This window comes from Salegentibacter salarius (genome assembly GCF_900168265.1).
Taxonomy (GTDB): Bacteria; Bacteroidota; Bacteroidia; order Flavobacteriales; family Flavobacteriaceae; genus Salegentibacter; species Salegentibacter salarius.
On sequence record NZ_FVZF01000021.1, the window covers coordinates 1 to 15,022 of the forward strand.

A 15,022-nucleotide genomic window follows, 5' to 3' on the forward strand; every position below is an offset into this window, starting at 1 on the left:
TCCGGATATAAAGTTGGCATTTAAGCTTACACAAAGACTTAGAAATATATTTAACAATGCTAAATCAAAAGAAGGGGCTTATACAAAACTAGCTCACTGGTACAAGGATGTGGAGGAGACGGGGTTTAAGGCTTTTAATACCATAGCCAACACCATTACCCTTAATTACAGATCTATTCTCAATTACTTTATCAACAGAAGTACCAACGCTTCAGCAGAATCCTTTAATGCAAAAATAAAAGCGTTTAGGGCTCAGTTTAGAGGAGTGAAAAATGTTGAATTCTTCTTATATAGATTAACCACAATTTTTGCTTAAACACAACAATTGGGCTTGATCCGTAATTCCTTTGTTGCGCCCTATATCACGCCTCAAAATTAAAAAAGCCCGAAAACACTATGTGTATCGGGCTTTTAAGGTGGTGCCTCCAGGAATCGAACCAGGGACACAAGGATTTTCAGTCCTTTGCTCTACCAACTGAGCTAAGGCACCAGTTGCTTATTGTTGTAAGCGGGTGCAAATATATATTCATTTTTATAATCTCACAAAGGAAATTTTAAAAAAATGCTTTTGTAATTTAGCCAACACAATCAAATTACTATGAATTTAATCGTCGACGTAGGTAATTCTTCCGTAAAACTTGCTGTTTTTCAAGACTCTAAACTTTTGAAATCTTACACATCTTCAATCGAAAATTTTTTTGAAAAATTTCAGGAAATAAAGAAAGATTATCCGCAGATCGCTTTTTCCATTCTTTCATCAGTAATAAAAGACACTTCAGAGCTGGAGAAAATTCTGGAAAAGGAAACTAAGCTCTATTTTTTAAACGAAAACACTAAACTTCCGTTTACAAATAATTATTCTTCACCTCAAACTTTAGGAAAAGACCGGCTGGCGTTAGTTGCAGCTGGTTCTTTGAAGTTTCAGAATAAAAATTTACTGATTATAGATGCCGGAACCTGTATAACCTTCGATTTTAAGAATGAGGCAAACGAATATTTAGGAGGAGCTATTTCTCCCGGTTTACAAATGAGGTTAAAAGCTCTTAACCATTTTACGGCTAAACTTCCCCTGGTAGATTTAGATGAAAACGTCCCACTAATAGGCGATTCTACTCGAAATAGTGTTTTATCTGGGGTGCTAAACGGGGTAAGTGCAGAGCTTGATGGAATTATTGATCGCTATAAGACTGATTATAAATATTTAACAGTTATTTTAACAGGAGGGGATACGCAAATTTTGTCAAAGCGGGTAAAAAATAGCATATTTGCCAACCCGAATTTTCTTTTAGAGGGTTTAAACTACATTTTAGAATTTAACAAGACTCAATGATTAAACGATTTATAGTAATCGTAGCTGTTTTTTTTACAGTGGTTGCTACAGCTCAGGAGAATGTATCATCGCCCTATTCTTACTACGGGATTGGACTTAACACTTTTAAAGGAACTGTAGAAAACAGGTCTATGGGTGGCTTAAGTATGTTTTCTGATAGTATTCACCTGAACCTTAGAAATCCTGCCGGTTACGGTAGGTTAAGAAGAACCACTTATGCGGTTGGGGGATCTCACGAGAGACTCAGCCTAAATTCAGATGCTGGAGAGGATAACGCAAAAGTATCTTCCTTAGATTATTTGGCAATAGGAGTGCCTATTGGAGGAAATCTTGGATTTGGTATCGGGGTATTACCATATACTTCGGTTGGATATCAAATTTTAGACATTAGAGAGTCTGTTGCCAGCAGGCTGGAAGGTCGTGGCGGAATGAATAAAGTATTTCTTTCGGCAGGTTACCAGGTAATTCCATCTTTGAGTATTGGGGTTGATGCTAATTATAACTTCGGAAACCTGCAAAATCAAAGAACCCTTGTGCGTGATGAAGTGCAATTGGGTTCTCGTGATGTAAGTAGAACAGATCTTTTAGGATTTAGTTATAATTTTGGGGTTGATTTTCAGGAAAAACTCAAAAACGGACTTAACTTACACGCGGCAGCAACTTATTCGCCTACTACAAATATAGATGCAGAGAATTCCAGGCAACTGGCAACAATAGCTTTTTCTGGTAGTGGAGGGGAAAGAGTAGTTGAAGAACGAGATTTAAATGTTCCGGACTCTGAATTAACGCTTCCTGCAAAGTATACCATTGGTCTTGGATTAGGACGATCTAATAAATGGTTTTTTGGAGGGGAATATGTGAGTACAGACGATAATTCATTCTTAAGTGTGAATGGTGCAGGAGGAGGAAGCGCAAGTTTTGCAAATGCTGCACAGTATAAATTTGGTGGGTATTTTATTCCACAATATAATTCTATTACTAATTACTTTAACCGCATTGTTTATAGAGCTGGATTTAGGTATGAGGAGACCGGTTTAAGTATCAATAGCCAGGACATTAATGAGTTTGGCATTACTTTTGGAGTTGGACTACCTGTAGGACCGGGATTTTCTAATATAAACCTTGGATTTGAGTATGGTCAGCGCGGTACAACAGATTCAGGATTAATTCAGGAAGATTACTTTAGGTTTTCAGTAGGGCTTTCCCTAACCGAAGCCAGAAGATGGTTCGAAAGAAGAAAATTTAATTAACCACGATAATAAAACAAGGAAATGAAAGCGAGATTTATAGCATTAATTACAGGAGCCGTTTTAGGTTCAAGTGTTCTAAGCGCCCAGTCTAACGATTGTGCAACAATGGCTGCTTTGGCTTATGATGATGCCAAGGCTAAAAATTATGATGCAGCTTACGAGCCGTTGATGAAAGTTAGAGAAGAATGTCCAAAATATAGTTTGGCTACTTTCCAATATGGGGAGCGTGCTCTTAACTATAAAATTGAGAATGCCGAAGGTGCAGAAAAAGAGCAATATATAAAAGAGCTTATTGGTCTTTGGGAAGAGCGTTTGGAATTATTTCCAGCTAAAACTTCAAAAGGTAAGATTTATGCTGATATCGCTCAGTTAAGATATGACCATAAACTTGGTTCTAAGGAAGAACTTTATAATGCTTTTGATAAAGCTTATACTGAAGATCGAGAAAACTTTACAGGTGCTAAAAGCTTATATGCTTATTTCGATCTTATGGTAGAAATGCAGGATGCGGGTAATAGAGAGCTTCAGGACGTTTTTGATAATTACGATAAAGTAATGGCAAAAATTGAAGAAGAAGAAAATAAAGCTGCTGAAAGATTAGAGCCATTATTAAAAAAGCAAGAAGAAGGTGAAGAACTTACTTCAAAGGAGAAAAAACAAATTGAATATGCAGAGATCAATCTTAATAATTATAGTAATGTAAAAAATGCTTTAAACGCCAAACTTGGTGCCAGAGCAGATTGTGATAACCTTATCCCACTTTATAAGAAAGATTTTAATGAGAAGAAATCTGATGTAGATTGGTTACAGAATGCTAACGCAAGATTGTCTGCTAAAGATTGTACTGAAGATCCATTATTCTTCCAGGTTTCTGAAGCCTTACACCAATTAGAGCCTTCTGCAAACTCTGCTTACTCTTTAGGACAGTTAGCTGAAGCCGATGGCGACAGAGCAAAAGCTTTAGATTATTATACTGAAGCTGCCGAGCTAGAAGAAGATCCTAGTGATCAGGCTAGAATTTACTATAGAATAGCTACTAACTATAAAGAAAGAGGTAGTTTTTCTCAAGCAAGAAACTTCTATAGAAAAGCGATTAGCGCTAAACCATCTTTAGGTAGAGCATACTTGCAGATTTCTAATATGGTTGCACAAAGTGCAAACAACTGTGGAGAAACTACTTTTGATAAAAGAGCCGTGTATTGGTTAGCTGCAGATTATGCTGCCAGAGCTGCAAGGGTAGATCCTTCTATCGCATCTAATGCAAACCAAACAGCTACTGCTTATAGAGGTAGAGCACCACAAAAATCTGATGTGTTTCAACAAGGTAGAAGTGCCGGTGAAGCTATAAGTATTGGATGTTGGATAGGGGAAACCGTTCGTATCCCACAAATGTAATATGAGATTAACATATAAGGAAATAATAACTGGCATTGTCACGCTTATCGGCGTGACAATGCTTTTTTCATGTCAGGGTAATCTAAACGAAATAAGAGCTTTGGATATTGAAGGTGATGCGCCACAAGCTATTGCCGAAGGGATTAATCTTAAGTATACAGATTCCGGAAGAATGGTAGCGAACTTAAAAAGCCCTAAAATGAAAGATTTTACCAACAAAGAATTTCCTTACCGTGAGTTTCCTGAAGGATTGGAATTGGAGATCTATGACGAAAATAACGAGAAAAGTACGGTAACTTCAGATTACGGAATTATTTACGATGGTACTAATCTTATAGATTTACAGGGAAACGTGGTGATCTTTACAGCCGATAGTATGCGCCTGGAAGCTTCGCAATTATACTGGGATCAGAATATTAACTGGATTTTTACCGATAAACCTAACACTATAAAATTTCCAAATGGTGCGCTTAACGAAGGTGAAGGTTTTGATGCTAATCAAAATTTCGGTAATTTTCGGTCACGAACCAATGTTGGGGTTCAAATAATTAAAGACGATAAACCCGATGAGTAAATATTTTAAATATTTTGAATACGCTTATTTATTTATAGCTGCATTTTTTCTTTTTGAAAGTTTCAGAATTTGGAATACCGAGCGCAGCAGGGCCTATTTATTTATCTTTTTTGTCTTTATATCTATACTTATGTTCTTTTTTAAAAGACGGTTTAGGCGTAAGATTGAAGAGCGTAACAAGAAAGAGTAATGGAGGTTGAAATACTTATAATTGTCCTTTCCTTAATTTTATCAGCTTTCTTTTCTGGGATGGAGATCGCCTATATTTCTTCCAATAAGATCTATATTGAAATTGAAAAACGCCAGAACGACTTTCTGGCCACTATTCTAAAGAGATTAACCAAAAAACCTTCAAAGTTTATAGCTACTATGTTGGTGGGTAATAATATTGCCCTGGTAGTTTATGGATTTTTCATGGGCGATTTGCTTATGAACTGGCTTCTAGGGCTTCAGCCATTAAACAGTGCTTTTTTAAAATATATAGTGGTAGATCTAAGCTTATTTACTCAAACGGTAATTTCTACCCTGGTTATTTTGCTTACGGCTGAATTTCTCCCCAAGGTATTTTTCCAAATTTATGCGAATTCCATGCTTAAATTCTTCGCGGTGCCGGCTTATATGTTTTATATGCTGTTTAGCTTCGTGTCGTCTTTTGTGATATGGGTTTCAGATTTTATTCTGAAAAGATTCTTTAAAACCGAAGGGGACGAAGTGCAACTCGCTTTTAGTAAAGTTGAATTAGGGAATTTCATCAATGAGCAGATGGAAACCGTAGAAGATGATGAAGAAGTAGATTCTGAAATTCAAATTTTTCAAAATGCCCTGCAGTTTTCAGATATAAAAGCAAGAGAAGTAATGGTGCCAAGAACCGAGATTATTGCGGTAGATCAACACCAGGCGCCGAAAGACCTTGTAAATACTTTTACTGAAACCGGTCTTTCAAAACTTTTGATTTATAATGAAACAATAGACGATGTAATTGGTTATGTGCATTCTTTCGAGTTATTTAAAAAGCCGGAATCTATAAAATCTATACTTCTGCCGGTAGTTTTTGTGCCGGAAACGATGTGGGTGAAAGATGTTTTAAATAACCTTACTAAAAAGCGTAAAAGCATCGCCGTGGTTATAGATGAATACGGCGGGACCAGTGGAATGATTACCGTAGAGGATATTGTAGAAGAACTTTTTGGAGAAATCCAGGATGAACACGATCCTGTTGTTCTTACCGAAGAGGAGTTGGGCGAAACACATTATAAATTTTCGGCAAGGTTAGAAGTAGATTATCTAAACGAGAACTATAAATTAAATGTTCCCGAAGGCGAGAATTATGAAACCCTTGGCGGTTATATTGTGAACCATACCGAAGAAATTCCCCGGCAAAATGAAGAATTGCAGATAGATAATTTTTCATTTAAAATATTAGAAGTTTCCAATACCAAAATAGAATTGGTAGAATTAAAAATAAAGTCCGCAGATTAAATAGCGATTAGTTAATATTTTGCTAATTATAAGTTTTATAATTAGGTTAAAAACATTATTTTCGCCCACTATATTTCGATAAATAACAACTACAAATGGCAGTATTAAATAAAATCAGACAACGTTCTGTTTTCTTGATCATCATCATTGCATTGGCACTTTTCTCTTTTGTGCTTGCCGATGTAATTCGTAACGGAGGCTTTTCTTCGCAAAAAGACCAAAACACTATCGCAACCATAAACGGTGAAGAGGTGAGCAGGGAAGATTTTGCCCGGCAGGTAGAAGGTTATCAGCGTCAAATGGGTGCAAATGCAAGCACCAGTCAGGCTGTAAACCAGGTTTGGGAACAAACTCTTCGCGAAACTATTCTTAAAGAAGAATTAGAAAAGCTAGGGATTAGAGCTGGAAAAGCTCAAATAAGAGAGGTGATGCGTACCCAAATGGGGAATAATCCTGCCTTTAGAAATGAAGCCGGTATGTTTGATGAGAACCGCGTGCGTGAATATATCGCAAGCTTAAGATCTACACAGCCTGAGGCTTACGAGCAATGGCTTCAAATGGAAGAAAACATGGGCGATATTGCTCGCCAAAATATGTATTTTTCTATGGTAACCGCCGGGATTGGTGCAACGATTACCGAAGCTGAGCAAGCCTACCGTTTTCAGAATAATAGCGTAGATCTTCGTTTTGTGCAGTTGCCATATTCATCTGTTTCAGATGATGAAGTAGAGGTGACTAAAGATGAAATTAGAGCATATATCAAAGAAAATCCTTCGCAGTTTCAAACCGAAGCTTCAAGAAATATCAGGTATGTTTATTTTGAAGAAAAGGCTTCAGATGACGATGTAAAAGAAACTGAAGAGGCGTTAAGTTCAATGCGAGAAAACCGGGTAGAATATAATTCGGTAACTAGCAGTAACGATACTTTACCAGGATTTAATACTACAGATGACTATGAGGATTTTGTAGAAGCAAATTCAGACCTTCCTTACGATGATAGGTTTAAGTTTAAAAACGAACTGCCTTCAGAATTTGCTGATGATCTTTTCAATTTAAATGAAGGTGAAATTTTTGGACCTTACAAGCACGATGGCTATTTCAAGCTTTCTAAATTGGTAGAGACCAAAGAAATTCCAGATTCAACTAAAGCTAGCCATATTCTTGTGGCTTACCAGGGGCAACAATTTGCGCCAGATGTAACCAGAAGCAAAGAAGAAGCTGAAGCATTGGCCGATAGCCTTGCAAATGTAATTAAAGGAGATAAAGAAAAATTCGCTGAATTAGCGGCTGAATTTTCATCAGACCGTTCTAACAACCAGGATGGTGGAGATCTTGGTTATTTTGGACCTGGAGATATGGTTTCAGAATTTGATAGCTACGTTTTAGAGAATAACCCTGGAGATGTTAGTGTTGTGGAAACTGATTTTGGTTACCACGTAATCCATATTGAAGAACAAACCGACAGAGAAAAAGCAGTAAAAATTGCTACTATCGCAAGAGAATTAGAAGCTTCAGAACGTTCCAGAAACAACCTGTTCAACGAAACTACTAAGTTTGAGATCGCTGCAGGAGAAGGAGATTTCACAGAAGTTGCTAAAGAAGGTAATTATAATATTAGAACCGTTAATAACGTAAAGGCTTTAGATGAAAATATCCCTGGAGTTGGACAGCAGAGAAGAATTGTACAATGGGCATTTGAAGACGAAGCTAATGTTGGCGATATTAAACGTTTTGATATTCCATCGGGATATGTTGTTGCACAATTAACAGCTAAGAATAAAGAAGGATTGATGACTGCTGAAAATGCTTCCTCTAAAGTGCTTCCAATTCTTACAAAAGAAAAGAAGGCTGAAATTCTTAAAGAAAGAATTAATAGTAAAAACCTTCAGGAAATCGCTTCCAATAATAATACAATGGTGCAATCTGCAAATGCGGTTAACCTTGGTAGCCCAACATTACCGGGCGCAGGTAGAGAGCCAGAAGTTGTAGGATCTGTATTTGCTTTAGAGCCGGGTAGTGTAAGTAATCCTATTGCAGGAAACAACGGAGTTTACGTTGTGGAACTTGAAAGTAAGAATGAAGCTCCGGCAATGAATTCTTACCAGGGAATTGTAGAACAGGAAACTGCACAAAGAAGACAGAATGCTTCTCAAAGACTTTTTGAAGCACTTCGTGAAAAAGCAGAGATTGAAGATAATCGTGCAAGATTCTACTAGTAGAATTAAGTATTTAGATATAAAAAAGCCCCGGTAATTTTTACCGGGGCTTTTTTATGTCGTTTTCTAAAGCAAATTAGATTTCCGAAGAAAAGTCGGAATAAAGTCTGAAACAAGTTCAGCATGACGTGGCGATATTTGGTTTAAACCCCTACGTCACCCTGAATTCATTTCAGAGCCTGTCCCGAAAATTTTCGGGGGTCTAATATCTTTTAAAGTCGGTTTTTAAAGAACAATATCTTCAAAAGCAAAAATCGCTTTAAAGCCTTTGTTGTTGAAATACTCAAAAACCTCCACTTTGTCTCCGGTTACCATTACAAAGTCGCCGCCCCAGCCGCCAAGGCTTTTAACAGCTCCCGGAAAATCAGGAAAGCGTTCTTGTTTTACTTTTGGTGTTTGTAGTGCCCTGGATAATAAAGTCTCGTGAATATTGATGAGAAGCTGAAATTCAGTTAGCGTAGCACATTTCACAAATTGCTCGGTAAGTGAAGAGATTTTTTCTGATAAACCGGTTTTGTTTGCTTCAGGTAAAGCCTTGTAATGTTCAATCGCATCCCGACTATTCTTTTTCTCATTTAGGTAAACAAAAAATATATTATCAGAGAAATCAGGGTGAAAATTGCTTTTTAAAACCGAAGGGCCATTTTCGGTAAGCTGGTAAGTGATCGCCTGCTTGTTTTGTGCCGCAGCAATGTCATAACCACTGCCTCCAAAGGTGTTTTTAAGCAATTTAAAGGCATCTACTTCAACCCATTTAGCAATGTTGTTGATTAAGGTCGAAGAGGTTCCCAGGCCCCAATTTCTATTGAAATTTAAACGGGTATTAACTCTAATTCCGGTTTTTCCAGTCGAAAATATTTCCCGGTTTAATTTATGTGCTTCATTTAGGATCTCTACTAGTCGTTCTGAAACTTCTTTTTCTCCTTTTATATGATGAAATTCCCCATTTTTAAACTCAAATTCTCCCTGAAACCATAAATTACCATGTTCATCAAAACTATTCCATTCAACATTTTCGCCTTTAGAAGTTTCTATTTCCAGGGATTGGCCAAATTTTGTAGGAACCGCCAGAGCCTTTGCGCCATCTAAAACAGCATATTCTCCGGTAATTAAAAGTTTGCCATTACTGTAAAACTCTTTCCTCATGAATTTCTTAATTTTTTCAACTCTTCAACAGCGCTGCTATGGGTTACGGTATGTTTGGTAAAATGTTGGGTGAGGGTTTTCTTTTCGGCTTCAGTGGCATTATATTGATTTAAAATATTCATTAAATGCATTTTCATGTGCCCTTGCTGAATCCCCGTTGTAGTTAAAGAATTAATGGCAGCAAAGTTTTGCGCGAGGCCGGCAACGGCTACAATTTTCATCAATTCTTTAGCGCTGGGTTGCTGTAAGATATCCAGAGCAAGTTTAACTAAAGGGTGTAAGCTGGTTAATCCGCCAACTGTACCCAGAGCCAAAGGAATTTCTATCCAGAATTTAAAAATACCATTCTCAAGGCTGGCGTGGGTTAAGCTCGAGTATTTCCCGTTCCTGGCAGCATAAGCATGGATGCCGGCTTCTACCGCTCTAAAATCGTTTCCGGTAGCCAGAACCACGGCATCAATACCGTTCATGATCCCTTTGTTGTGGGTTACAGCACGATAAGGTTCTACTTCGGCAATATTTACGGCTTGTATAAATTTCTTTGCGAAATCTTCGCCGTTTAAATCTTTGTTTTCATTGAGTTCTTCTACCGGGCACGAAACTTCAGCTCTCACTAAACATTCCGGCACATAATTAGAAAGAATACTCATAATAATTTCTATATCCTTTTCTTCCGAAGAGAAATCGGGATAATTTCGGGCTTCATTTTGAAACACCTCTGCGAATTTCTCCAGGCAGGAATTTATAAAATTCGCACCCATAGAATCTTTAGTTTCAAACTCGCAATGCAGCTGGTAGTAATTAGCAATTTCAGCAGTTTTATCTTTCAGTTTTATATCTAAAACTCCACCACCGCGTTTTTCCATATTACGGGTAATAGGTTTTACCGCTTCCAAAAGTTTAGGTTTGGTAGCTTTAAAAAACTGCTCCAGCTTTTGCTTATTTCCGAAGAAATTAAAATGCACCTGACCTATTTTTTTTGTTTCAATTACCTCCGCTTTAAATCCGCCTCTGGTTCTCCAGAATTTAGCGGCTTTACTCGCCGCTGCGATCACCGAGCTTTCTTCAATCGCCATAGGAATAGCGAGTAAATCTCCATTGATTAGGAAATTTGGTGCCAGGCCAAAAGGCAGGTAGAAATTAGATAAAGTATTTTCGGTAAATTCGTCGTGTAACTGTTGCAATCTGGAATCTTCGTTCCAGTATTGTCTAAGAACTGCCACATCCTCGGGACGGTTTTTAAGATAGGTTTCAGCTAGCCAGTCTATTTTCTCCTTCTTGGTAAGTCTGGAAAAGCCGGTGATAGGTTTTATCATTTTTTGAAGCTAATTTAGAATTCACAAAGATACAATTGTTATTTAAGGGAATTGTGCTTTCGGTTTTGAGAAAGTTTAAGCGATTTATCTTTAACAAATCCTTAGTATTTAACACTCAAATACTACTCTTTTTGCTGAAATTTTAGTAAACTTGGCAATCAAAATTCATTCTATAAATTTTATGAAGTTCTCAAAAATATTGGTTGGGTTGTTAATTGCGGCAACCTCAACAATTTACGCGCAGGATAAAGAAATTAGCCTCGAAGAAATCTATGACGGCACCTTTAGACAGGAACGTTTACAATCCCTACAATCTTTAGAAAATGGCAAGGAATACGTGGTTTTAAATCGCGATCGCAATGCTAACACCAGTAGCATAGATGTATATTCTTATAAAAGTGGCGATAAAGTTAGAAGTCTTTTAAATAGTGAAGATCTTAGTGAAATTTCCGGATTCCAGGGATTTGAGCTTAGTGAAAATGAAGATAAGATTTTGCTTTCTACCAATATGGAGCAAATTTACCGTCGCTCTTCCCGCGGAATTTATTATATCTATGATGTAGAAGATAAAACGCTTACCAAATTAAGCGATAATAAAGTTCAGGAGCCAACTTTCTCTCCAGATGCTTCTAAAGTAGCTTACGTTATTGAAAATAATATTTACACTTACGATATCGCTTCGGGTGAAGAAACACAGGTAACCACAGATGGAGAGAAGAACAAAATAATTAACGGGGTTACCGATTGGGTTTATGAAGAAGAATTTGCTTTTGTAAGAGCCTTCGATTGGAATAAAACCGGAACTCATTTAGCTTACCTTAAATTTGACGAAACCGAAGTTCCGGAATTTTCAATGGATATGTTTGGGCAGGATCTATACCCAAGTCAGCAGGTTTTTAAATATCCTAAAGCCGGAGAAACAAATTCTGAAGTTTCCCTTTATACTTATGAATTAGCTGCTGAAGAAAGTGAAAAAGTTGAACTTGGAGATTATGAAGATTTTTATATTCCAAGAATTAAGTGGACACAGGATCCTGAGATTTTAAGTGTACAGGTTTTAAACAGGCACCAAAACGAACTTGATCTTATTTTCGTTGATGCTGAAGATAATGAAGCTGAAGTTGTAATGAATGAGACCGATGAAGCTTATATAGATATCACAAACAACCTTACTTTTCTTGAAGACAACAGTTTTATTTGGACTAGCGAAAAAGATGGTTGGAACCATATTTATCTTTATGATGAAGATGGCGAGCTAGAAAATCAGGTTACCAAAGGAAACTGGGAGGTAACTGACTATTATGGTTACGATAAAGATTCTAAGAAGATCTTTTATCAAAGTACAGAAAATGGAAGTGTAAACCGAGATGTATATTCTATAAAAATTAACGGTAAAAACAAAACCCGTTTAACTGAAAAAGAAGGAATGAACAGCGCCGATTTTAGCGCAGACTATACCTATTTTATCAATTCTTACACAAGCACCGAAACTCCTTATGAATTCACCTTACATAATGCGAAAAACGGTAAGCTGGTAAGAAAGATTAAAGATAATTCAGATTTACTGGAAACCGAAGCAGCCTATAACTTCGCTCCAAAAGAATTGAGTACTATAGAAGTGAATGGTAACGAGCTTAATATGTGGATGATCAAGCCTAACGATTTTGACGAAAATAAAGAATATCCATTATTAATGTTTCAATATTCGGGTCCAGGTTCGCAGTCGGTTTCTAATTCTTACTTCGGCACTAACGATTACTGGTATCAGCTACTCGCTAACGAAGGTTACATTATAGCAACTGTAGATGGTCGTGGTACCGGATTTAAAGGAGCAGACTTTAAAAAAGTAACCCAGAATGAACTTGGTAAGTATGAAGTTGAAGACCAAATTGCTGCGGCAAAAAAGTTTGGTGAAATGGAATATATAGATGAAAACCGAATTGGAATTTGGGGATGGAGCTACGGAGGTTTTATGTCTTCTAACGCTATTCTTAAAGGAAACGACACTTTCTCTATGGCTATAGCCGTAGCCCCGGTAATTAGCTGGAGATTTTACGATACCATCTATACCGAAAGATATATGACTACGCCTCAAGAAAATCCTTCAGGTTATGATGAGAATTCACCTATAAACCACGTAGAGAAATTAAAAGGAGATTACCTTTTAATTCACGGTGGCGGAGACGATAATGTACACCTCCAAAACACTATGAGAATGGTTGAAGCTTTAGTACAGGCTAATAAACAATTTGACTGGGCTATTTACCCAGACAGAAATCACGGTATCTATGGTGGGAATACTAGGTTACACCTGTATACAATGATGACCGATTTTATCAAAGAAAAACTATAATCTAAATGGCAACAGCAACAAACAGAGCACCTCAAAAAGAACTTTTTGGGCATCCGGTAGGACTTTATATTTTATTTTTCACCGAAATGTGGGAACGTTTTTCCTATTATGGAATGCGTGCTATCCTGGTTTTATATCTAGTAAGTGCCACAACCGGCGGAAACGCAGGTCTTGGATGGACAGGTGGAGAAGCCATTGCCCTTTATGGTTGGTATACCATGCTTGTTTATGTAGCCTCCATTCCCGGCGGAATTATAGCAGATAAACTGCTGGGCCAAAAGAAAACAGTTCTCTGGGGAGGAATAATCCTGGTAGCTGGTCACGGTATTTTGGCTGTAGAAGAAATGTGGGCATTTTATAGCGGACTAGCCTTAATTATTATTGGAGTTGGAATGCTTAAACCAAATATCTCAACAATGGTTGGAGGTTTATATAAGCCCGGTGATATAAGAAGAGATAAAGGTTTTACCATCTTTTATATAGGAATTAACCTTGGAGCTTTTCTATCCAGTTTAATCGTTGGTTATGTTGGTGAAAATATTGGCTGGCACTATGGTTTTGGTCTCGCCGGTATTGCTATGGCATTTGGACTAATAGTTTACTTATGGGGGCAAAAGTACCTAGTGAATGTTGGAAACCTATTATCTAAGGTTGAACGTAGTGAAGGAGCCTCTCTAAGCAATATGTTTAGTGAACTATTAAAGTCTCCACTTCAACTTGCTATTACTTCAATTTTAATGATAGGTTCTATATATGTTCTTATCATGGTGTCCGTTCCATTTGGACTGCTGTATATCTTCTTAACTCTTGTAATCGCTTTGATGCTTATGGTGTACAAAGATCTTACTACGCAAGTTATGAAAGACAGGTATGTAGTAATGATTTTATCATTTTTACTTGTAGTTGTTTTCTGGGGAGCTTTTGAGCAAGCTGGAGGATTAATGAATATTTATGCGGCCGATAAGACAGATCGTACTTTATCTTTTAGTTTACCACTAATTGGTAATGAGGTGCCTGCAACCTGGTTTCAGTCCTTAAATGCCATGTTTATTATTATTTTTGGAGTAATAGTTGCAAATTTCTGGGCTAAAAGAAAGTTGAAGAACAAAGAAGCTTCTTCAATCTTTAAAATGGCTACAGGGGTAATTATTATGGGGCTTGGCTTTCTATTTATGGCCATAGCCGCAAAAGAATATACTGCATTTGAAAGTAAATCGGCCATGTATTGGTTAGTTCTTGCTTACTTACTGCATACCATTGGAGAATTATGTTCTTCACCGGTAGCACTTTCTTTTATTACCAAGCTGGCGCCGGTAAAATATGCTTCTCTTATGATGGGTGTTTATTTTGCTGCTACTGGACTTGGAAATAAAATGGCGGGACTTATTGGTGAATTCTCCCAGGGAGAACCGGCTACTGTTCAGTTAAGCACAGAAGGCAGTGATGTAGCTAATAGATTGCAATTAAACGATACCATACTTCAGAATAAAAACGACTTTACGTTTAATGGTTTTGTTTACCTGGACAATAATGAGCTTGCAGTGACTAATATGGAAACTGAAGCACCGGTAATGGGACTTATGGATTTTGAGAATAAAGATCAAAAGTCAGAGATCATAGCAAACCTCAAAGAAGAGGGGGTAACCGCACAGGATCCCTATCACGTAATGCTTAATTTTAGACAGGAAGAAGATAAAGTTGGATATTACGGAGATTTTGTGATCGAAGAAGTACAAACCCAGTTGGAATTCAGAACTTTTATTGGGATTACTATATTCACAACCGTATTTGGACTAATTGTGATTTTTATGTTGAAACCTTTAAAGCGATTAACGCACGGTGCTGAAGACAACGAGCGGGAAATGCTGGAGCAGGAGCAATATGAAATTGCAGATACAGAAAGGGATAAGAAAAATTCTTAAAATAGTATTTGAAACAAAAGACGTTCTTTAATTTTAGGAAC

Annotated in this window: 11 protein-coding genes and 1 tRNA gene; 9 read left to right on the forward strand and 3 right to left on the reverse strand. The window is 37.2% G+C overall.

Annotation, left to right across the window (positions count from 1 at the left end; translation table 11 throughout):
- Positions 1-316, forward strand: a 316-nt coding sequence (locus tag B5440_RS11525) for a transposase (protein WP_234996383.1), incomplete at its 5' end; no start/stop codon positions are given.
- A gap of 101 nt (positions 317-417) precedes the next feature.
- Here the strand turns inward: B5440_RS11525 and B5440_RS11530 are convergent.
- Positions 418-490 (reverse strand) — tRNA-Phe (locus tag B5440_RS11530).
- A gap of 108 nt (positions 491-598) precedes the next feature.
- Between B5440_RS11530 and B5440_RS11535 the strand changes: the two genes are divergently transcribed.
- The 6 genes from B5440_RS11535 (at position 599) to B5440_RS11565 (ending at position 8,244) form a co-directional block, all read left to right on the forward strand.
- Positions 599-1,330, forward strand: a complete 732-nt coding sequence (locus B5440_RS11535) for a type III pantothenate kinase (protein ID WP_070053969.1) — start codon at positions 599-601, stop codon at positions 1,328-1,330.
- Complete coding sequence (locus B5440_RS11540; protein ID WP_070053970.1) at positions 1,327-2,580, forward strand: BamG family beta-barrel-assembly machinery protein; 1,254 nt, start codon at positions 1,327-1,329, stop codon at positions 2,578-2,580. Before B5440_RS11535 ends, B5440_RS11540 begins: the two co-directional genes overlap by 4 nt.
- A 21-nt stretch (positions 2,581-2,601) precedes the next feature.
- On the forward strand, positions 2,602-3,975 hold the full coding sequence (locus B5440_RS11545) for a hypothetical protein (RefSeq protein ID WP_070053971.1): 1,374 nt from the start codon (positions 2,602-2,604) through the stop codon (positions 3,973-3,975).
- A 1-nt stretch (position 3,976) separates the two neighbouring features.
- Complete coding sequence (lptC, locus tag B5440_RS11550) at positions 3,977-4,549, forward strand: LPS export ABC transporter periplasmic protein LptC (protein ID WP_070053972.1); 573 nt, start codon at positions 3,977-3,979, stop codon at positions 4,547-4,549.
- A 189-nt stretch (positions 4,550-4,738) separates the two neighbouring features.
- On the forward strand, positions 4,739-6,028 hold the full coding sequence (locus B5440_RS11560; RefSeq protein ID WP_070053974.1) for a hemolysin family protein: 1,290 nt from the start codon (positions 4,739-4,741) through the stop codon (positions 6,026-6,028).
- Between the two features lie 95 nt (positions 6,029-6,123).
- Complete coding sequence (locus B5440_RS11565; protein WP_070053975.1) at positions 6,124-8,244, forward strand: peptidylprolyl isomerase; 2,121 nt, start codon at positions 6,124-6,126, stop codon at positions 8,242-8,244.
- Positions 8,245-8,469: 225 nt separating this feature from the next.
- On the opposite strand, the gene B5440_RS11570 is transcribed toward B5440_RS11565, so the two are convergent.
- Together B5440_RS11570 and B5440_RS11575 are read right to left on the reverse strand one after the other, a co-directional pair.
- Positions 8,470-9,390 (reverse strand): GYDIA family GHMP kinase, encoded by a 921-nt coding sequence (locus B5440_RS11570; protein ID WP_070053976.1) that lies wholly within the window; start codon positions 9,388-9,390, stop codon positions 8,470-8,472.
- Positions 9,387-10,706 carry a hydroxymethylglutaryl-CoA reductase, degradative gene (locus B5440_RS11575; protein WP_070053977.1) on the reverse strand — a complete coding sequence of 440 codons (1,320 nt, stop codon included), beginning with the start codon at positions 10,704-10,706 and terminating at the stop codon, positions 9,387-9,389. Before B5440_RS11575 ends, B5440_RS11570 begins: the two co-directional genes overlap by 4 nt.
- 181 nt (positions 10,707-10,887) lie before the next feature.
- On the opposite strand from B5440_RS11575, the gene B5440_RS11580 reads away from it, so the two are divergent.
- Positions 10,888-13,059: a S9 family peptidase gene (locus B5440_RS11580; RefSeq protein ID WP_070054013.1), complete on the forward strand. Its 2,172-nt coding sequence runs from the start codon at positions 10,888-10,890 to the stop codon at positions 13,057-13,059.
- 5 nt (positions 13,060-13,064) lie between these two features.
- Entirely contained in the window at positions 13,065-14,981 is a 1,917-nt protein-coding gene (locus B5440_RS11585) for a peptide MFS transporter (RefSeq protein ID WP_070053978.1), read from the forward strand.
- The last annotated feature ends 41 nt before the right edge of the window (positions 14,982-15,022 follow it).

Coding starts and splice junctions, on each gene's coding strand:
- B5440_RS11560 (WP_070053974.1), top strand. CDS start 4,739: ATGGAGGTTGAAATACTTATAATTGTCCTTTCCTTAATTTTATCAGCT.
- B5440_RS11580 (WP_070054013.1), top strand. CDS start 10,888: ATGAAGTTCTCAAAAATATTGGTTGGGTTGTTAATTGCGGCAACCTCA.
- B5440_RS11585 (WP_070053978.1), top strand. CDS start 13,065: ATGGCAACAGCAACAAACAGAGCACCTCAAAAAGAACTTTTTGGGCAT.
- B5440_RS11535 (WP_070053969.1), top strand. CDS start 599: ATGAATTTAATCGTCGACGTAGGTAATTCTTCCGTAAAACTTGCTGTT.
- lptC (WP_070053972.1), top strand. CDS start 3,977: ATGAGATTAACATATAAGGAAATAATAACTGGCATTGTCACGCTTATC.
- B5440_RS11570 (WP_070053976.1), bottom strand. CDS start 9,390: ATGAGGAAAGAGTTTTACAGTAATGGCAAACTTTTAATTACCGGAGAA.
- B5440_RS11565 (WP_070053975.1), top strand. CDS start 6,124: ATGGCAGTATTAAATAAAATCAGACAACGTTCTGTTTTCTTGATCATC.
- B5440_RS11545 (WP_070053971.1), top strand. CDS start 2,602: ATGAAAGCGAGATTTATAGCATTAATTACAGGAGCCGTTTTAGGTTCA.
- B5440_RS11540 (WP_070053970.1), top strand. CDS start 1,327: ATGATTAAACGATTTATAGTAATCGTAGCTGTTTTTTTTACAGTGGTT.
- B5440_RS11575 (WP_070053977.1), bottom strand. CDS start 10,706: ATGATAAAACCTATCACCGGCTTTTCCAGACTTACCAAGAAGGAGAAA.